The following is an 18,726-nucleotide window of genomic DNA, read 5'->3' as shown; positions in this document are numbered from 1 at the left end:
AGACCAGACCTTTGCTGAACACCAATCACCTTCATAGCCCTGATACATTCCATTAATCGGCCTGACGACGCAAGAATGCCGGGATGTCCAGGTAATCCAGATCATCCTGCGGATTCAGGCTACGGGACGCCGCAGCACCGGCCTGAGCCTGGTTGCGCATCACGGTCGGACGGTCCAGATCACGGTAGTTCACCGACGGCAGTTCCTGGCGCGCAGGCGCTGGAGCGGCAGCCGCTTGGCTGGCGTGACTGTTGTGGCCGGTGTGAACGGTATTGTCGATGACCTTTACAGGCTTCTCGATTTTTGCGCCCAGGCCGGTAGCAACCACGGTTACATGCAGTTCATCACGCATGTCCGGATCGATAACGGTACCGACTTTAACCATCGCGTGCTCGGAAGCGAAGGCTTCGATGATGCTACCCACGTCGGAGTACTCACCCAGGGACAGGTCAGGACCGGCGGTGATATTCACCAGGATGCCGCGTGCGCCTTGCAGGTTCACGTCTTCCAGCAACGGGTTGCGGATGGCCGCTTCAGTGGCTTCACGTGCACGGTTCGGACCGCTGGCGCAGCCAGTGCCCATCATCGCCATGCCCATTTCGCTCATGACGGTACGTACGTCGGCGAAGTCGACGTTGATCATGCCCGGGCGCTTGATGATGTCGGAGATACCGCGAACGGCACCGGCCAGCACATCGTCAGCCTTGGCGAACGCGGACAGCAGGCTTGCGTCCTTGCCCAGGATGGTCAGCAGCTTCTCGTTGGGAATGGTGATCAACGAGTCGACGCTTTCAGACAGCAGACGGATGCCTTCGTCGGCAATCTGCATGCGCTTGCGACCTTCGAACGGGAACGGACGGGTCACGACAGCAACCGTCAGAATGCCCATTTCCTTGGCCACTTCGGCAATGATCGGCGCTGCACCGGTACCGGTACCGCCGCCCATGCCGGTGGTGATGAACACCATGTTGGTGCCTTGCAGCACTTCAGCAATACGCTCGCGGTCTTCCAGCGCGGCTTGACGGCCGACTTCCGGGTTGGCGCCAGCGCCAAGGCCTTTGGTCACGGCTGTGCCCAATTGCAGGATGGTCCGCGCGCCGATGCTTTTCAGCGCCTGGGCATCAGTGTTGGCGCAGATAAATTCAACGCCTTCAATGTTGCTCTTGACCATATGGTTGACAGCGTTGCCGCCGCCACCGCCGACACCGATTACTTTGATAACCGGGCTTGCGGGGATGTTGTCTACGAGTTCGAACATGTTCCCTCTCCTTTCGTTTTCTCTAGTTTTTTCGCCTACTGCTTATTGCTGTGTTGCCGTGTCGCGGTAAATCTTTAGAAATTGCCTTTTACCCAAGCCTGCAGCCGCTCGAACAACGGCGCTTTGGCCTCGTCGTCGCTGCGGTAGCTGTCACGGATGCTCGGGCCCGACAGGGAAATGCCGTCGGTCTGCTTTTGCAGCCCGTACAACAGCAAGCCCACACCGGTGGAATAAATCGGGTTGCGCACCACGTCGCCCAGGCCTTTGACGCCATGGGGCACGCCCAGACGGACCGGCATGTGGAAGATTTCCTCGGCCAATTCGACCGCTCCTTCCATCTTCGAGGTGCCACCGGTCAGCACGATGCCGGCCGGGATCAAATCTTCGTAGCCGCTGCGGCGCAGTTCAGCCTGGATCAGGGTGAACAGCTCGTCGTAACGCGGCTCGACCACTTCGGCCAGGGCCTGGCGCGACAGCTCGCGCGGAGGACGGTCGCCCACGCTTGGCACCTTGATGGTTTCACCGGCACCGGCCAGTTTGGCCAGGGCGCAGGCGTAACGGATCTTGATTTCTTCGGCGTACTGGGTCGGCGTGCGCAACGCCATCGCGATGTCGTTGGTGACTTGGTCGCCGGCAATCGGGATCACGGCGGTGTGACGGATCGCACCCTCGGTGAAAATCGCGATGTCGGTGGTGCCGCCGCCGATGTCCACCAGGCACACGCCCAGTTCTTTTTCGTCGTCGGTCAGTACCGAATAGGCCGAAGCCAGCTGCTCGAGAATGATGTCGTCGATTTCCAGGCCGCAGCGGCGCACGCATTTTTCAATGTTCTGTGCGGCGTTGACGGCGCAGGTCACCACGTGAACCTTGGCTTCCAGACGTACGCCCGACATGCCCAGAGGCTCGCGAACGCCTTCCTGGTTGTCGATCACGTAGTCCTGCGGCAGTGTGTGCAGCACACGCTGGTCAGCTGGAATCGCCACGGCCTGGGCAGCGTCGAGTACGCGCTCAAGGTCGGCCGCGCTGACTTCGCGGTCGCGAATCGCCACGATGCCGTGGGAGTTCAGGCTGCGGATGTGGTTGCCGGCCACGCCGACGAACGCCGAGTGAATCCGGCAACCGGCCATCAGCTGCGCTTCTTCGATGGCGCGCTGGATCGATTGCACGGTGGACTCGATGTTCACCACCACGCCCTTCTTCAGGCCCCGGGACGGATGCGTGCCAATACCGACGATTTCGATAACGCCGTCTTCCCCGACCTCGCCCACCAGCGCCACCACTTTGGAGGTGCCGATATCGAGACCGACGATCATTTTGCCGCTTTGCACGTTTGCCATGGGTCCTGCCTCTTCTTAATTCTTCGCGACAGCGGGTTTGGCTGTCGTCGGCGCAGCCGGTTCACGCCAGCCGACGGCCAGGCCGTTGGCGTAACGCAGGTCGACGCTCGCAATGTTCGTAATCTGTTCTTTCAAGGTCTTGTCATAGATGGCAATAAAGCGGCGCATCTTTTCTACCAAGCGGTCGCGTCCCAGCAACAACTCGATACCGGGGCCGGAACTGCCTGCACCGGTGGTCAAAAACCAGCTGCCCCGTTCACGCAATTCCAGGCGTGCAATGGAGAAGCCCAGTGGCCGCAGCATCTGGCTCAAGGCCTGGTACTGCTGCATCACTTGCTGTTGCGCCCGCTGTGGCCCGAACAACTGCGGCAGGTGCTCGTAGTTGGCCAGTTCACGCGGGGTAAACGCCTGACCCTGGTTGTTCAACAGCGCGCCATCGCCCCAACGGGCAACAGGCAATTGCTCTTCCAGGCGGATCGTCACCTGGTCCGGCCATACGCGGCGGACTTCGGCATGCGCGATCCATGGCATCTGTTCCAACTCCGAACGCATACCGGCCAGGTCGATGGTGAAGAAGCTCGCCGCCAGGTACGGGCCGATGCGCTGCTGTACCGCTTGCTGGCTGATGTAGCTCAAGTCGCCCTGCACGCTGATCTTGGTGATCGGCCGGTCGGCATACGGCAACAGACGCTGTGCGCCTTCGTAAGTGCCGAAGCCCAACGCCACCAGCAGCACCGGCCAGAACAGCGCTTTGATAAAACCAAAGTTGGCTTTCGGCAGGCGCGCCGACATCGGTTCTTTAGCCACCATCCGGCTGGCACCCCGCGGCACCGGCTTGCGGCCGGGAGCTTGTGGGGGCTGATGACGAAGCGATGCGCCGTTCATGTGCTTAGCCTCTTGGCTCAATGCTTGCGGCCAGGATCGCCAGCACCAACTGCTGGAAATCCAAACCGGCGGCACGGGCTGCCATAGGTACCAGGCTGTGATCGGTCATGCCGGGAGCAGTGTTGACTTCAAGGAACCAGAAATTCCCTTGGTCATCCTGCATCACGTCTGCCCTCGCCCAACCGGCGATACCCAGCGCCTCACAGGCTTTCGCCGTGAGGTCCATCAATTCCTGTTCCTTGATTGCGTCGAGGCCACATGGGATCCGGTACTGAGTATCGGAGGCCAGGTATTTGGCGTCGTAGTCATAAAAGGTGTGGGGCGTGCCCAATGCGATAGGCGGCAATACCTGGCCACGCAGGGTGGCGATGGTGTACTCGGGACCCTGGATCCACTGTTCCACCAACACTTGCGAATCGTAGGTACTTGCCGCTTTCCATGCGTCGATCAATTCGGCGGCCGAGTTCACTTTGGCCATGCCGATACTGGAGCCTTCATGGGCAGGTTTGACGATCAAAGGCAGGCCCAGTTCCTTGGCTGCAGAAATACAATCGTCTTCGCTGCACAGCACGCTGTGACGCGGGGTTGGAATACCCAGGCTGTGCCACACCTGCTTGGTGCGCAACTTGTCCATCGCCAGTGCCGAAGCAAGTATGCCGCTGCCGGTATAAGGGATGCCGGCGCACTCGAGCAGGCCTTGCATGCTGCCGTCTTCACCGCCACGGCCGTGCAGGATGATGAAGGCGCGATCAATCTTCTCGGCTTGCAGGCGGGCGAGGAAATCATCGCCCACGTCGATACCGAACGCGTTCACGCCGGCGCTTTGCAGCGCCTCAAGCACGGCATTGCCGGACTTGAGCGACACTTCGCGCTCAGCGCTCTTGCCGCCAAACAGCACGGCCACGCGGCCAAAGTCGGCGGGCGTGATGGTGGAAAACAGGGCGTCGTAGTTCGTGGTCATTTCGACTTCCCCTGCACGGCTGCAAACAGCGGGCTCGCGAGCAATTTAGGCGCAAGACCACCGATATCGCCGGCGCCCTGGCACAGCAGGATGTCGCCGGCACGCAGCAGCGGCTTGACGATCGGCGCCAGGTCCACACCGCGCTCGATGTAGATCGGGTCCAACTGGCCACGCTGACGGATGCTGTTGCACAGCTTGCGGCTGTCCGCGCCCGGGATCGGCTCTTCACCGGCCGGGTAGACTTCCATCAGCAGCAGCACGTTGGCATCGGCCAATACATTGACGAAGTCGTCATACAGATCGCGGGTGCGGCTGTAGCGGTGCGGCTGGTAAACCATCACCAGGCGGCGCTCCGGCCAGCCACCGCGTACGGCTTTGATGACGGCTGCGACTTCGGTCGGGTGATGACCGTAGTCGTCCACCAGCATCACGTCGCCGCCGTCTACCGGCAGTTGGCCGTAGACCTGGAAGCGACGGCCGACACCGGCAAAGCGCGACAGGCCTTCGACGATGGCTTCATCGCTGACGCCCTCATCGGACGCGATGCAGATGGTCGCCAGGGAGTTGAGCACGTTGTGGTTGCCCGGCATGTTCACCGACACGTCCAGCGGCTCGCGATCGGGGCGTAATACGGTAAAGAAGGTTTGCATGCCTTCCTGGCGCACATTGATCGCGCGCACGTCAGCGTCTTCGCTGAAGCCATAGGTCACGGTCGGACGCTTGACCTGCGGCAGGATTTCGCGAACCACCGGATCGTCCAGGCACACCACGGCCAAACCGTAGAACGGCAGGTTGTGCAGGAACTCGACGAAGGTTTTCTTCAACTTGTTGAAGTCACCGTCGTAGGTCGCCATGTGGTCTTCGTCGATGTTGGTGACGACAGCGACCAGCGGTTGCAGGTGCAGGAAGCTTGCGTCGCTTTCATCGGCTTCGGCGATCAGGTAACGGCTGGTGCCGAGCTGGGCATTGGTACCCGCTGCATTCAGACGGCCACCGATCACGAACGTCGGGTCCAGGCCACCGGCCGCGAACACCGAAGCGATCAGGCTGGTGGTGGTGGTTTTGCCGTGGGTACCGGCGACGGCGATGCCGTGACGATAGCGCATCAGCTCGGCGAGCATCTCGGCACGCGGCACGACCGGAATACGACGTTCAAGGGCAGTGGCCACTTCCGGGTTGGAGGTGTTCACGGCGCTGGATACCACCAGCACGTCAGCCTCGGCGGCGTTCTCGGCACGGTGGCCGATAAAGATCTGTGCACCAAAACTCTTCAGGCGATCAGTCACCGGCGACTCTTTCAAGTCGGAGCCGGACACCTGATAACCCAGGTTCAGCAGCACTTCGGCAATCCCGCACATGCCCACGCCGCCGATGCCGACGAAGTGAATGCGACGAATGCGGCGCATCTCGGGTTGTGGCATGGCTTTCTGATTCTCAACCATGGGCCACCTCCAGGCAGATATCGACCACGGTGCGGGTTGCGTCAGGTTTAGCCAGGCGGCTTGCGGTGCTCGCCATGCTGTTGAGTCGTTCCGGTTGCATCAAAACCTCGGTCAGGCGTGCGGCCAAATCGGCGGCGCCAGTCGTTCTTTGCGGCAGCAGGAAGGCAGCGCCCTCCCCGGCCAAATATTCGGCGTTGCGGGTCTGGTGATCGTCGATGGCGTGGGGCAAAGGCACCAGCAAGGACGGCAGACCGGCCGCAGCCAGTTCACTGACGGTCAACGCGCCTGCGCGACAGACCACCAGGTCGGCCCAGCCATAGGCGTGGGCCATGTCTTTGATGAAGGGCTGTACATCAGCCTCCACACCCGCCTCGCGATAGCGTTGGGCAGTGACTTCATCATGATTTTTGCCAGCCTGGTGAAACACCTCTGGCCGCAATTCCACAGGCAGCTGCGAGAGTGCCTCAGGCAGCAACTTGTTCAGCGGCTCAGCACCCAGGCTCCCGCCAAGGATCAGCAAGTGTGGCTTTCGGCCTGTCAGCGCTTGGCGGGCAATATCCATGAACAGCTCGGTACGCACCGGGTTGCCTGTGGTGCGAAGCTTGTCCGAGCCAGCAAAGGTTTTCGGGAAGGCCTCACACACTCGCGCGGCCAACGGCACCAGCAAACGGTTCGCGGTGCCGGCGACGGCGTTCTGTTCGTGCACAATCACCGGCACACCGGCGAGCTTGGCGGCGACACCGCCAGGACCGGTCACATAACCGCCAAAACCCAGCACACACACCGGCTTCAATTCACGGATGATTTTGCGCGCCTGCCAGACGGCCTTGAGCAACACGAACGGCGCCTTGAGCAGGGACAGTTTGCCCTTGCCGCGCAGGCCGGTGACGTTGATCAAATGCAGTGGCAAGCCGGCGTTCGGCACCAATTCATTTTCAATGCCGCGCGGCGTACCGAGCCAATGCACGGTGTAGCCACGGTTCTGGAATTCACGCGCGCAAGCCAGGGCCGGGAACACATGGCCCCCGGTGCCGCCCGCCATGATCAGCACGTTAGCGCCCATGGTTCGGCTCCTCGGCAAAATCGCTCTCGCTGAATTCCATCTCTTCGCTGCCCAAGTGGGTTCGACTCTCCCACTCGATGCGCAGCAATAACCCGAGACACGCGCAGCAAATCACCAACGAACTGCCGCCATAACTGAGGAACGGCAAGGTCAGGCCCTTGGTCGGCAGCAGGCCGACGTTCACACCGATGTTGATCAGGAACTGGCCGATCCACAGGAACGACAAGCCGTAGGCCACATACGCGGCGAAATACTGTTTGGCCTTCTCGGCCCACAAGCCGATGTACATGCCGCGTACACACACGAACACGAACAGCGCGACAGTGCACAGCGAACCGACCACGCCGAGTTCTTCGGCGAGTACCGAGAACACGAAGTCGGTGTGCGCTTCCGGCAGGTAGAACTGCTTCTGCACGCTGTTGCCCAGGCCCACGCCCAGCCACTCGCCGCGACCAAAGGCGATCAACGCCTGGGTCAACTGGTAACCGGAGCCGAACTGGTCGGACCAGGGGTCGGTGAAGGTAATCAGACGGGCCATCCGGTAGGGTTGCGCCTGCACCAGAACGGTTACTGCGGCCACGGCCAGCACCACCATCAAGGTGAAACGGAACAGGCCCACGCCCCCAAGGAACAGCATGGCTGCAGCCGCGCCCATCATAACGACGGTGGCGCCGAAGTCGGGCTCCATCAGCAATAGGCCGGCCATGGGCAGCAGCACGATGAACGGCTTGAAGAAGCCCATCCAGCTTTCGCGCACTTCTTTCTGACGGCGGACCAAATAACCGGCGAGGTAGATCACCACGAAAACCTTGGCGATTTCAGACGGCTGCACGTTGAACGCACCGAAGCCGATCCAGCGCATCGAACCGTTCACCTCGCGGCCGATGCCGGGGAGGATCACCATGACCAGCAAACCAAACGCACCGATCAGCATCAGCCAACCCAGGCGCTGCCAGGTAGCAATCGGAATCATCATGGTGACGATGCACGCGCCCAGACCAATCACCAGGTACACCAGGTGGCGGATCATCATGTACAGGGTGTTGCCTGACTGCACGGCGGCCACTTCGGAGGACGCCGACGTAATCATCACCAGGCCCAGGCCCAGCAACGCGAGGCAACCGGCAAGCATCGGGAAGTCGAGGTCGATACCACGCCCGGTGATGATCGGCGACGGATACGGCTTGATGATATTTCTGAAATTCATGCCAAGGCCTCCACGCCGCGGGCGAACAGCTGGCCGCGCTCTTCGTAGTTCTTGAACATGTCGAAGCTGGCGCACGCCGGCGACAGCAGCACGGCATCACCCGGCTGGGCCATGGCTTTGCACTGGGCAATGGCGTCGTCCAGGGACGTGGCGCGCACTTGCGGCACAGCGTCACCCAGGGCGGCGGCGATCAGGTCGGCATCACGCCCCATCAGCACCACGGCGCGACAATGCGCAGCCACCGGCCCTTTAAGGTCCTTGAAGTCGGCACCCTTGCCATCGCCACCGGCGATCAGCACCAGCTTGCCTTCGATGTCAGCACCGAGGCCTTCGATGGCCGCCAGGGCAGCACCGACGTTGGTGGCCTTGGAATCGTTGTAATAGCTGACGCCATTGAGGTCGCGCACCCACTGGCAGCGGTGCTCAAGGCCGGCGAATGTGCGCAGGCTGGACAACATGGCATCAAACGGCAGGCCCACAGCATGGCCCAGCGCCAAGGCCGCCAGGGCATTGGACTGGTTATGTGCGCCACGGATTTTCAGTTCGCGGACCGGCATCAGGTTCTGGAATTCGAAGGCCAGGTATTTCTCGCCGTTCTCTTCGCGAATGCCGAACGCCTTGAAGTCGGGTTTGCCGAGGCCGAAGGTCCAGCATGGCAGGCCCTCGCCCATCAGCGGACGGCTCAGGGCATCCTGGCGGTTGACCACCACTTGCCGGGCACCGCGGAAGATCCGGTGCTTGGCCAGGTGATACGCCGGCAGGCCGCTGTAACGATCCATGTGGTCTTCGCTGACGTTCAGCACGGTGGCCACTTCGGCACCCAGGTCGTGCGTGGTTTCCAGCTGGAAGCTCGACAGCTCCATCACGTACAGCTCGACGTCGTCGCTGAGCAGGTCCAGCGCCGGCGTGCCGAGGTTGCCGCCCACAGCCACGCGCTTGCCGGCCGCAACCGCCATCTCGCCGACCAGGGTCGTCACGGTGCTTTTTGCGTTGGAGCCGCTGATGGCCACGATCGGCGCCTTGGCGTTACGTGTGAACAGGTCGATGTCGCCGGACAGCTTCACACCACGCGCCGCTGCCGCTTGCAGGGCCGGTGTCGAAAGAGCCAGGCCGGGGCTCACGTAGAGCTCATCGGCGCGGCACAGAAACTCGACATCCAACTCGCCACAACGCACTTCCACGTGCGGGTAGTCACGGCGCAGCGTGACCAGCTCCGGTGGATTTTCCCGCGTGTCGGCCACGGCAAACGACGTGCCCCGGTTCGCGAGGAAGCGAACCAGGGACATGCCGCTCTTGCCGAGGCCGACAACGATGCGGAAGTGGTCTGAAGCGATCAGGGACACTCGTTTCTACCTCAGTTTCAGGGTGGCAAGGCCGACCAGTACCAGAATCACGGTGATGATCCAGAAACGGACAATCACACGCGGCTCGGGCCAGCCCTTGAGTTCAAAGTGGTGGTGAATCGGCGCCATACGGAACACGCGGCGCCCGGTCAATTTGAAGGAGGCCACCTGGATGACCACCGACAGGGTTTCCATCACGAACACACCGCCCATGATGAACAGCACGATTTCCTGGCGAACGATCACGGCGATGGTGCCCAAGGCTGCGCCCAGCGCCAGTGCGCCGACGTCGCCCATGAAGACTTGTGCGGGATAGGTGTTGAACCACAGGAAGCCCAGGCCGGCACCGATCAGCGCGCCGCAGAACACGATCAACTCACCCGCGCCCGGCACATAAGGGATCAGCAGGTATTCAGCGAACTTCACGTTACCCGACAGGTAGCAGAAGATGCCGAGCGCGCCGCCCACCATCACCGTCGGCATGATCGCCAGGCCATCGAGGCCGTCAGTCAGGTTCACGGCGTTGCTGGAGCCGACGATGACGAAGTAGGTCAGCACCACGAAGCCAATGCCCAGTGGAATGCTCGCATCCTTGAGCATCGGGATGATCAAGGTGGTTTCCACGGCGCTCGGCGCGGTGGTGTAAAGGAAGATCGCCGCCGCAAGGCCGAACACCGACTGCCAGAAATACTTCCAGCGGCTCGGCAGCCCCTTGGAGTTCTTTTCGATCACTTTGCGGTAGTCATCAACCCAGCCAATGGCGCCGAACAACAAGGTCACCAGCAGCACCGTCCACACGTAGCGGTTATGCAGGTCGGCCCACAGCAAGGTGCTGATGCCGATGGACGAGAGGATCAACGCGCCGCCCATGGTCGGGGTGCCGGACTTGGACAGGTGCGACTGCGGGCCGTCATTGCGAACCGATTGACCAATTTGCAGGTTCTGCAGGGTGCGGATCATCCACGGCCCCAGGAACAGCGACAGAGACAGCGCGGTCAGCACACCCAGAATCCCGCGCAGGGTCAGGTACTGAAAGACCGCGAAGCCTTTGTGGAACTGTTGCAGATACTCAGCCAGCAGCAGCAGCATTAATGTTTCTCCGTACTTGAGCCACACAAGGCCGCGACGACGTTTTCCATCACCGCGCTGCGCGATCCCTTGATCAAAATGGTTGTGTGTTTGTCTTGTTCAGCCACGCCCAGCGCCTGGATCAGCTCGGCCTGGGTTGCAAAATGCCGCGCGCCGAGACCGAAAGCGTTTACCGCGTGAGCCATGTTCGGGCCGACGGCGTAGAGCGCATCGACTTTGCCTGTGGCGTAGGCGCCGACTTCGCGATGGGACTGTTCGGCCCAGTCGCCCAGCTCGGCGATATCGCCCAGCACCAATACCTTGCGCCCCTCGAAGCCTTTGAGCAGGTCAATGGCGGCACAGACCGAGGATTGGTTGGCGTTGTAAGTGTCATCAATCACACGCATGCCGTTGGTAGCCAACTGCGCGACCGTGCGGCCTTTAACCGGCTGCACCGCGCCCAGGCCAGTGGCAATTCCGAACAGCGACACACCCATGGCATGGGCGGCAGCGGCAGCGGCCAAGGCATTGGCGACGTTATGGTTGCCCAGCAGATTCAATTGCACATGCTCACTGCCTTGCGGGGTATGCAAGGTGAAGGACGGGCAGCCACGGGCGTCGACGGTGATCGTGGAGGCATGGAAATCAGCCGCCGCGTTCAGCACGGCAAACGTCAGCACCTTGCGACCGGCGGCGCGTACACGCCAGGTCTCGAATGCCTTGTCGTCGAGGTTCAATACAGCGGTGCCCGAAGCATCGAGGCCCTCAAGGATTTCGCCCTTGGCTTCGACGATTTTTTCCGGGCCGCCGAACTCGCCAACGTGGGCGGTACCGGCGTTATTGAGAATCGCAACGTGGGGCTTGGTCAGCGCCACGGTGTAGGCAATTTCGCCAATACGCGAAGCGCCCAGCTCGATCACCGCCGCCGTGTGTTCCGGGGCCAGTTCGAGCAGGGTCAGCGGAGCGCCGAAATCATTGTTCAGGTTGCCACGGGTGGCGAGGACCGGCCCGCGCGTGCGCAGGACGCCAGCGAGCAGTTCCTTGACCGTGGTTTTGCCGCTGGAGCCGGTGATGGCTGCAACCGGCTTGTTAAAGGCAGCGCGGTTCAGAGCCCCCAGTTGGCCCAAAGCCAGGCGGGTATCAGCGACCAACAACTGCGGCAAAGTGGAATCCGCCACTTCGCGCTGTACCAAGGCGCCTACGGCACCTTTGGCGGCGACCTCGTTCAGGTAGTCGTGTCCATCGAAACGCGGGCCGGCCAATGCGACAAACAGTTGCCCCGGTTTGATGTTGCGACTGTCGATACTGACACCGTCGAAGCTGCAATCGCTCGACAGTACGCGGGCCGACAAGGCCTGGGTCAGTTCGCTGAACTTCATCGCCTTAAGCATGGGCGATCTCCCAGGCCGTCAGCGCGTGATCGGCCTCGACCAGGTCAGAGAAGGCATGGCGTTGGCCGTTGATTTCCTGATAGTCCTCGTGACCTTTACCGGCCAGCACCACAACATCGTCAGCGCTGGCGCTGGCGATCAATTGCGCAATGGCTGCGCCGCGACCGGCAACGAAGCTCGCCTTGGAGGCGTCTTTAAAGCCGACACGGATGTCATCGAAAATCTGGCTCGGGGCTTCGCTACGCGGGTTGTCGTCAGTCACGAGCACGCCATCAGCCAGGCGCTCGACGATCTCGGCCATCAACGGACGTTTGCCGCGATCGCGATCACCGCCGCAGCCGAACAGGCACAGCAGCTTGCCCTTGGCGTGTGGGCGCAAGGCTTCGAGCACCTTTTCCAGGGCGTCCGGGGTATGGGCGTAATCGACCACGACCAGCGGTTGTGTACCGCCACCCAGGCGCTGCATGCGACCGGCAGGGCCTTCCAGCTTCGGCAGCACACGCAGGATTTCATCCAGCGCGTAATCCAGGCCGAGCAGTGCGCCGATGGCGGCAAGCACGTTGCTCAGGTTGAAACGGCCGAGAAGTGCGCTGCGCAAGTGGTGCTCGCCCTGCGGCGTGACCAAGGTGGCGAGCACGCCTTCATCATTAAATTGGGCTTCACGGCAATACAGGTACGCGCTGGAATCTTCCAGGCTGTAGGTGATCAAGCGCGCTTCACTGTCTTCGGCAGCCAACTGACGACCGAATGCATCATCCAGGTTGACCACCCGGCACTTCAGGTCATTCCAGACAAACAGCTTGGCCTTGGCGGCGGCGTACGCTTCCATGGTGCCGTGGTAATCGAGGTGATCGCGGGACAGGTTGGTCATTACCGCCACGTCAAACGCCAGGGCAGCCACGCGCCCCTGGTCCAGACCGTGTGAGGAGACTTCCATGGCAACGGCCTTGGCACCAGCCTTTTTCAGGTCGGCCAGGGTGGCTTGCACAGCAATCGGGTTCGGTGTGGTGTGCATGCCGCTTTGCAGCGCGCCATAAAAACCGGTGCCCAGGGTGCCGACAATGCCGCAGTGCTGACCCAGCAGGTCAAGGGCTTGCGCGACCAATTGGGTCACGCTGGTCTTGCCGTTGGTGCCCGTCACGCCCACCAGGTTCAATTGACGGCTCGGGTCGCCATAGAAACGCCCGGCAATGTCCGACAGCTGCGCAGCCAGACCCTTGACCGGAATCAACGGCACATCGGTGATCGGCAGCACGGTGGCGCCTTCCACTTCATAAGCGACGGCGGCCGCACCGCGTTGCAAGGCATCCGCAATGTGCGCACGGCCATCGAACTTGCCGCCAGGCACCGCCAGGAACAAGTCACCGGCGCGTACATTACGACTGTCCAGGCTCAACTCGCGAATCAGCAGATCGCGACCGGCGTGGGCAAAAATCTTGTTCAGACTAAGAGACATCAGCCGCGCCCTCCATTGGCTTTGGCAGCAGCGGCCGGTGGCCCGGCGTTCGCTTGTTGAGTCGGCGGCAAGTTGTCCGGCGTGATGTTCATCAGGCGCAGGGTGCCGGACATCACTTTGCTGAACACGGGCGCCGATACCAGGCCACCGAAGTAGCCGGCCTTACTCGGTTCATCAATCACGACAACAATGGCGTAGCGCGGGTCGCTCATCGGGCCAAAGCCGGCGAACAGCGAGCGGTATGAGTTTTCGGCGTAACCCTTGGTGCCCACCGACGTTTTACGGGCGGTACCCGACTTGCCTGCCACGTGATACGCCGGCACCTGGGCACGGAATACGCCGCGCGGTGCTTCGATCACTTGTTGCAGCATGCCTTGCATGGTCTTGGCGACGTTTTCCGGGATCACCTGGGTGGCTTTCGGCGCTTCGTCGACATGGATCAGGCTCAAGGGAACCATTCGGCCATTATTGGCCAATACAGAGAAGGCATGGGCCAACTGGATCGCGGTCACCGACAGGCCGTAGCCGTAGGACAGCGTGGCGGTCTCGGCCTTTTTCCAGTCGCGGTAGTTCGGCAGGTTGCCCACGCGCTCACCCGGGAAATCCAGGCCTGTGGGTTGACCCAAGCCGATTTTTTGCGCCAGGTGATAGATGGTTTCGCCGCCGATATCGAAGGCGACCTTACTCATGCCCACGTTACTGGAGTTGATCAGAATGCCGGTCAAATCCAGCACTGGGCCTTCGGTACGGGATACGTCACGAATGGTGTATTTGCCCAGTTGCAGGGTGCCCGGGTAAACCTCGACTTTGTCGCTCGGCTTCCAGCGCCCGGTTTCCAGGGCGGCACTCATGGAGATGGCTTTCATGGTCGAACCAGGTTCGAACACATCGATCATCGCGCGGTTACGCATCATCGCCGGTTGCAGGTTGCGACGGTTGTTCGGGTTGTAGGTCGGCTGGTTGACCATGGCGAGGATCTCGCCGGTCTTCACGTCCATGATCACCAGGCTGCCGGCCTTGGCGCCGTTTTCGATGATCGCGTTACGCAGTTCGCGGTTGGCCAGGTATTGCAGGCGCAGGTCAATCGACAACGCCAAGGGCTTACCAGCCTTGGCGTTTTTGGTGACCTGGACATCCTTGATCAGTCTGCCGCGCCGATCCTTGATGACCTGCCGCTTACCGGGAACGCCGGCCAGCCATTCATCGTAGGCCAGCTCTACGCCTTCACGGCCATGGTCATCGATGTCGGTAAAGCCAACCATGTGCGCGGTGGTTTCACCGGCCGGGTAGAAACGCCGAAACTCCTCGATGCCGTAGACACCGGGGACTTTAAGGTCGAGCACTTGCTGGCCTTGCTCGGGGGTGAGCCCGCGAACAAGGTAGATGAATTCTTTATTAGCCTGGGCCTCCAGGCGTTCGGCCAGGGCTTTCGGGTCTTGACCCAGGGCGGCAGCAAGCTCTGGCCATTTTTCCTTGGCGGTTTGCAGTTCCTTGGCGTTGGCCCACAGAGTGGTCACCGGCGTACTGACGGCCAGAGGCTCGCCGTTACGGTCGGTGATCAGGCCGCGGTGCGCAGGAATCGGGATATGCCGCAGGCTACGGGCATTGCCCTCGCCGATCAGGAAGTCACGGTCGACCACTTGCAGGTCGATGATCCGCCAGGCAATCGCGCCCACCATGAGTGCCAGCAAGCCCAGCATCAGACGGAAGCGCCATGGGTAGAGTGCGCCTTCAAGTTTCATCATGGCGCCACCATGCGAACTTCAGCCGCGCCCGGAATATGCATTTTAAGCTGTTCGGTGGCCAATACTTCGATGCGGCTATGGGCCGTCCAGGTACTTTGCTCAAGGATCAACCGGCCCCATTCCGCCTGCGCTTTGTCACGCACACTCAATTCCCCATAAAGGGTATTGAGCAATTGGCGGTTGTAGTGGGCGCTGTAGGACACCGCAATCGCGGACACCAGCACGCCGACAAACAGCAGCAACATAAAGAAGCTGCCGCCCGGGAGGGGCTTGGCGAAAAGCTTGCTCACCGCAGCTTCTCCGCGACGCGCATGACGGCGCTACGGGAACGTGGGTTGGCCTTGAGTTCGGCTTCGGAAGCGAACTGCGCTTTGCCATGGATTTTGATTTTCGGCACAAAGGCTTCAAAACGTACCGGCAGGTTGCGCGGCAGGTTATCGGACTCGCCCTTGACCAGACGACGCATGAACAGCTTGACGATGCGGTCTTCCAGGGAGTGGAAGCTGATCACCACCAGGCGACCGCCCACTTCCAGGGCTTCCAGTGCGGCTTCGAGGCCGGCCTCCAGATCGCCCAGTTCGTTATTGACGTGAATGCGCAGGCCCTGGAATGCGCGGGTCGCAGGGTTCTTGCCCTTTTCCCACGCAGGGTTGGCGACTTTCAGCACTTCAGCCAGGTCGGCGGTGCGTTCAAACGGCTGGATTTCGCGGCGCTCGACAACCGCGCGAGCCATACGGCCAGCGAAGCGCTCTTCGCCGTATTCCTTGAATACACGGGTAATTTCTTCGTGGGGCGCGGTGGCGATGAACTGCGCAGCGCTGATGCCGCGAGTAGGGTCCATGCGCATATCGAGCGGGCCGTCGTTCATGAAACTGAAGCCGCGCTCCGGGTCGTCAAGCTGTGGCGAAGACACGCCCAGGTCGAGCAGAACCCCGGCCACTTTGCCTGCCATGCCGCGCTCGGCCACTTCGGCACCCAGCTCGGCAAAGCTACGCTGCACAACGACAAAGCGGCCGTCTTCGGCCGCTAGCGCTTGCCCGGTGGCAATCGCTTGAGGGTCTTTGTCAAACCCGAGGAGTTTGCCGTCAGGCCCGAGCTGGCTGAGTATCAACCGGCTGTGCCCACCCCTGCCGAAGGTGCCATCCAAATAGCAGCCATCCGCGCGTACGGCGAGAGCCTCAACGGCTTCGTCAAGCAGTACGGTGATGTGGTTAAAGCCGCTATCAATAGTCACAGGATCAAATCACGCAGTTCATCAGGCATAGCGCCCGGTTGTTGAATAGCAGCCAGGTCAGCTGCAGAAACAGCATCCCAGGCATCTTCGTCCCACAATTGGAACTTGTTCAGTTGGCCTACCAGCATTGCGCGCTTATCCAGCTTGGCGTACTCGCGCAAACGCGGAGGCACCAGGAAACGACCGCTGCCATCGAGCTCTAGGTCGACGGCATTACCGATCAGCAGACGCTGCAGGCGGCGGTTTTCTTCACGCAATGAAGGCAGAGCGCGCAACTTGGTTTCGATCAACTCCCACTCATCGAGCGGGTAAACACACAAACAAGGGTCAACGGCGTCAATCGTGATGATTAACTGGCCTGAACTTCGCGAAACGAGCTCGTCACGATACCGGCTCGGCATAGCGAGACGGCCTTTTGCATCGAGACTGATAGCGTTAGCTCCGCGAAACACAGATGCGTTTCTCCAAATTTTAGCGTTTTACGTTCAAAAAACCCACTTTGTGCCACTTTCCGCCACTTGCGCACACTATAGGAATGCGCCTACCACACCGTCAAGGCGCGGATTCAAGGAAAAGCCTTACAGAACGGAGATTTAGGAACGTAAAAGGAGGAGAAACGAGAGTTTGGCGATGTTTTTGACTCAACAACCGCAGATAGCTCATAGAGCTATGGCTTAAAGTTAAAGTAATTTATTAAGAGTAAGATTTTTTTGGTATTACGAAGATGCATCTGCCAATGATTTGGCAGGGAGGGATTCTTGCGTTACTACCGGGTTTCTGCACGAGATTCGAACAGAAGGAAAAAAGGTGGAGAGTCGATCTGTAAGCCGGGTTCTGTCTTGAACAGTCATTCGTCTACGATGGCCATCACTGGACATCTTTAGCAACCTACCCGGTCCCAGCGCGGGCCACGCCTTGGGACCCTATTTGGTCTTGCTCCAAGTGGGGTTTACCTAGCCACGAACTGTTGCCAGTCGTGCGGTGCGCTCTTACCGCACCTTTTCACCCTTACCGGCACCGAAGTGCTTAGGCGGTTATTTTCTGTGGCACTTTCCGTAGGCTCACGCCTCCCAGGCATTACCTGGCACTTCGCCCTATGGAGCCCGGACTTTCCTCCCCCCCCTAATTTTCATAGAAGGCAGCGACTGTCCAATCGACTCTCCGCCGCGCAGGTTAACGGCACGGCGGGCTCAGGACAAGTATTAAAGTGCAGCAATGCCATCACGTTCAGACGGAATACAGGTTTAACCCCGGAACTATTCGGCTTTCTGTTTATCCAGTGCGACCTGATAAAGCACATTCTTACGCACACCGGTTATTTCAGCCGCCAGGGCTGCTGCACGCTTGAGCGGCATCTCCTTGAGCAACAAATCCAGCACACGCATGGCTTCGCTGCTCACGGCATCTTCACTTTCCGGCGCAGTCCAACCGGCTACCAGCACCACACATTCGCCGCGCTGCTGATTGCTGTCACCCTCGACAAAGGCTCGCAGCTCTTCGAGGGGCAAGCCCTTTAGGGTTTCGAAGGTCTTGGTCAGCTCCCGGGCCAGCAGCGCCAGGCGCTCACCGCCAAACACCAGTTCCATATCCTGCAGGCATTCAAGAATGCGGTGCGGGGCTTCATAGAAGATCAAGGTGCGCGGTTCTTCCTTTAAGGCTTGCAGACGCGCCCGACGCCCAACCGCCTTGGCCGGCAGGAAACCTTCGAAGATAAAACGGTCTGAGGGCAACCCGGCTGCCGATAATGCAGCAATCAGCGCGCAAGCCCCCGGAACAGGCACTACATTGATACCTGCGGCACGGGCCTGGCGGACCAGGTGGTAGCCGGGATCGGAAATCAACGGGGTTCCGGCATCCGAGATTAACGCCACATCATCACCGGCCAACAAGCGGGTGATAAAACGGCTGCCTTCTTCGCGCTCGTTATGTTCATGGCACGCGGCTAATGGCGTGCTGATACCAAAATGCTGCATCAAACGCTGGGAGTGCCGTGTGTCTTCCGCCGCGATCAGTTTTACGTCGCGCAACACTTTCAGTGCCCGGGCACTGATGTCGTCCAGGTTGCCAATGGGCGTCGCCACGACAAAAAGCGAGCCTGCAGTGGAATTCAAAGGACCTGGAGCAGTCAAAACGCACACCTCGATGGTTGGCAAAAGCCGCATTGTAACGCGTAGGCGCTTCGAAAATATGCCATCAACGCTGATGCCTTTTCAGCCGCCGATGACGAATAGCAACATTTACATGACCTAAATCGACGGTTTCACACCAGTAACATCGCGCCTGGGCCAGTGCTTGGGTACAATTCCACGCTAATTTGATCGGTATCAGGAACACTT

At 60.6% G+C, this 18,726-nt stretch carries 16 protein-coding genes and 1 other RNA gene; all 17 read right to left on the bottom strand.

Features of this window, described 5'->3' with window-relative positions:
• Window positions 1-52: 52 nt before the first annotated feature.
• The 17 genes from ftsZ to rsmI all read right to left on the bottom strand — a co-directional run bounded on the left by ftsZ (window position 53) and on the right by rsmI (window position 18,552).
• Window positions 53-1,258 (bottom strand): cell division protein FtsZ, encoded by a 1,206-nt coding sequence (ftsZ, locus tag ACLBW8_RS24480; protein ID WP_053254475.1) that lies wholly within the window; start codon window positions 1,256-1,258, stop codon window positions 53-55.
• Window positions 1,259-1,332: 74 nt separating this feature from the next.
• Complete coding sequence (ftsA, locus tag ACLBW8_RS24475; protein WP_017738691.1) at window positions 1,333-2,595, bottom strand: cell division protein FtsA; 1,263 nt, start codon at window positions 2,593-2,595, stop codon at window positions 1,333-1,335.
• 15 nt (window positions 2,596-2,610) lie between these two features.
• Complete coding sequence (locus tag ACLBW8_RS24470) at window positions 2,611-3,480, bottom strand: cell division protein FtsQ/DivIB (protein ID WP_064450766.1); 870 nt, start codon at window positions 3,478-3,480, stop codon at window positions 2,611-2,613.
• Window positions 3,481-3,484: 4 nt separating this feature from the next.
• Window positions 3,485-4,441, bottom strand: coding sequence for a D-alanine--D-alanine ligase (locus tag ACLBW8_RS24465; protein WP_064450765.1), 957 nt, complete (start codon window positions 4,439-4,441; stop codon window positions 3,485-3,487).
• Window positions 4,438-5,883, bottom strand: coding sequence for a UDP-N-acetylmuramate--L-alanine ligase (gene murC / locus ACLBW8_RS24460; protein ID WP_432751536.1), 1,446 nt, complete (start codon window positions 5,881-5,883; stop codon window positions 4,438-4,440). The genes ACLBW8_RS24465 and murC overlap by 4 nt, the downstream gene beginning before the upstream one ends.
• Window positions 5,876-6,946, bottom strand: a complete 1,071-nt coding sequence (murG, locus tag ACLBW8_RS24455; RefSeq protein ID WP_128590812.1) for an undecaprenyldiphospho-muramoylpentapeptide beta-N-acetylglucosaminyltransferase — start codon at window positions 6,944-6,946, stop codon at window positions 5,876-5,878. Before murG ends, murC begins: the two co-directional genes overlap by 8 nt.
• Window positions 6,936-8,153: a putative lipid II flippase FtsW gene (gene ftsW, locus ACLBW8_RS24450; protein WP_064450762.1), complete on the bottom strand. Its 1,218-nt coding sequence runs from the start codon at window positions 8,151-8,153 to the stop codon at window positions 6,936-6,938. Before ftsW ends, murG begins: the two co-directional genes overlap by 11 nt.
• Window positions 8,150-9,496, bottom strand: a complete 1,347-nt coding sequence (gene murD / locus ACLBW8_RS24445; protein WP_447806499.1) for a UDP-N-acetylmuramoyl-L-alanine--D-glutamate ligase — start codon at window positions 9,494-9,496, stop codon at window positions 8,150-8,152. The genes ftsW and murD overlap by 4 nt, the downstream gene beginning before the upstream one ends.
• 6 nt (window positions 9,497-9,502) lie before the next feature.
• On the bottom strand, window positions 9,503-10,585 hold the full coding sequence (mraY, locus tag ACLBW8_RS24440) for a phospho-N-acetylmuramoyl-pentapeptide-transferase (protein WP_058414269.1): 1,083 nt from the start codon (window positions 10,583-10,585) through the stop codon (window positions 9,503-9,505).
• A complete protein-coding gene (locus ACLBW8_RS24435; protein WP_259763025.1) occupies window positions 10,585-11,955 on the bottom strand; it encodes a UDP-N-acetylmuramoyl-tripeptide--D-alanyl-D-alanine ligase in 1,371 nt (456 codons plus the stop codon). Before ACLBW8_RS24435 ends, mraY begins: the two co-directional genes overlap by 1 nt.
• Window positions 11,948-13,411, bottom strand: coding sequence for a UDP-N-acetylmuramoyl-L-alanyl-D-glutamate--2,6-diaminopimelate ligase (locus ACLBW8_RS24430; RefSeq protein ID WP_447806498.1), 1,464 nt, complete (start codon window positions 13,409-13,411; stop codon window positions 11,948-11,950). The genes ACLBW8_RS24435 and ACLBW8_RS24430 overlap by 8 nt, the downstream gene beginning before the upstream one ends.
• Entirely contained in the window at window positions 13,411-15,153 is a 1,743-nt protein-coding gene (locus tag ACLBW8_RS24425; RefSeq protein WP_167353720.1) for a peptidoglycan D,D-transpeptidase FtsI family protein, read from the bottom strand. Before ACLBW8_RS24425 ends, ACLBW8_RS24430 begins: the two co-directional genes overlap by 1 nt.
• Window positions 15,153-15,446, bottom strand: a complete 294-nt coding sequence (gene ftsL, locus ACLBW8_RS24420) for a cell division protein FtsL (protein WP_003216203.1) — start codon at window positions 15,444-15,446, stop codon at window positions 15,153-15,155. Before ftsL ends, ACLBW8_RS24425 begins: the two co-directional genes overlap by 1 nt.
• The gene (rsmH, locus tag ACLBW8_RS24415) at window positions 15,443-16,390 is read right to left on the bottom strand and encodes a 16S rRNA (cytosine(1402)-N(4))-methyltransferase RsmH (protein ID WP_064450757.1); all 948 of its coding nucleotides are present in this window, start codon (window positions 16,388-16,390) and stop codon (window positions 15,443-15,445) included. Before rsmH ends, ftsL begins: the two co-directional genes overlap by 4 nt.
• On the bottom strand, window positions 16,387-16,842 hold the full coding sequence (gene mraZ / locus ACLBW8_RS24410) for a division/cell wall cluster transcriptional repressor MraZ (protein ID WP_064450756.1): 456 nt from the start codon (window positions 16,840-16,842) through the stop codon (window positions 16,387-16,389). The genes rsmH and mraZ overlap by 4 nt, the downstream gene beginning before the upstream one ends.
• Window positions 16,843-17,197: 355 nt before the next feature.
• Window positions 17,198-17,551, bottom strand: an RNA gene (gene rnpB / locus ACLBW8_RS24405) — RNase P RNA component class A.
• 95 nt (window positions 17,552-17,646) lie between these two features.
• A complete protein-coding gene (gene rsmI / locus ACLBW8_RS24400) occupies window positions 17,647-18,552 on the bottom strand; it encodes a 16S rRNA (cytidine(1402)-2'-O)-methyltransferase (RefSeq protein WP_167353675.1) in 906 nt (301 codons plus the stop codon).
• Between the last annotated feature and the right edge of the window lie 174 nt (window positions 18,553-18,726).

Source organism: Pseudomonas sp. M5A4_2d (genome assembly GCF_053345295.1).
This window is presented reverse-complemented; position numbering and strand designations above follow the sequence as displayed.

What these genes read in the sequence shown, in the direction of transcription:
- ftsZ (WP_053254475.1), bottom strand. Translation starts at nt 1,258, where the DNA reads ATGTTCGAACTCGTAGACAACATCCCCGCAAGCCCGGTTATCAAAGTA.
- ftsA (WP_017738691.1), bottom strand. Translation starts at nt 2,595, where the DNA reads ATGGCAAACGTGCAAAGCGGCAAAATGATCGTCGGTCTCGATATCGGC.
- ACLBW8_RS24470 (WP_064450766.1), bottom strand. Translation starts at nt 3,480, where the DNA reads ATGAACGGCGCATCGCTTCGTCATCAGCCCCCACAAGCTCCCGGCCGC.
- ACLBW8_RS24465 (WP_064450765.1), bottom strand. Translation starts at nt 4,441, where the DNA reads ATGACCACGAACTACGACGCCCTGTTTTCCACCATCACGCCCGCCGAC.
- murC (WP_432751536.1), bottom strand. Translation starts at nt 5,883, where the DNA reads ATGGTTGAGAATCAGAAAGCCATGCCACAACCCGAGATGCGCCGCATT.
- murG (WP_128590812.1), bottom strand. Translation starts at nt 6,946, where the DNA reads ATGGGCGCTAACGTGCTGATCATGGCGGGCGGCACCGGGGGCCATGTG.
- ftsW (WP_064450762.1), bottom strand. Translation starts at nt 8,153, where the DNA reads ATGAATTTCAGAAATATCATCAAGCCGTATCCGTCGCCGATCATCACC.
- mraY (WP_058414269.1), bottom strand. Translation starts at nt 10,585, where the DNA reads ATGCTGCTGCTGCTGGCTGAGTATCTGCAACAGTTCCACAAAGGCTTC.
- ACLBW8_RS24435 (WP_259763025.1), bottom strand. Translation starts at nt 11,955, where the DNA reads ATGCTTAAGGCGATGAAGTTCAGCGAACTGACCCAGGCCTTGTCGGCC.
- ACLBW8_RS24430 (WP_447806498.1), bottom strand. Translation starts at nt 13,411, where the DNA reads ATGTCTCTTAGTCTGAACAAGATTTTTGCCCACGCCGGTCGCGATCTG.
- ACLBW8_RS24425 (WP_167353720.1), bottom strand. Translation starts at nt 15,153, where the DNA reads ATGAAACTTGAAGGCGCACTCTACCCATGGCGCTTCCGTCTGATGCTG.
- rsmI (WP_167353675.1), bottom strand. Translation starts at nt 18,552, where the DNA reads ATGCGGCTTTTGCCAACCATCGAGGTGTGCGTTTTGACTGCTCCAGGT.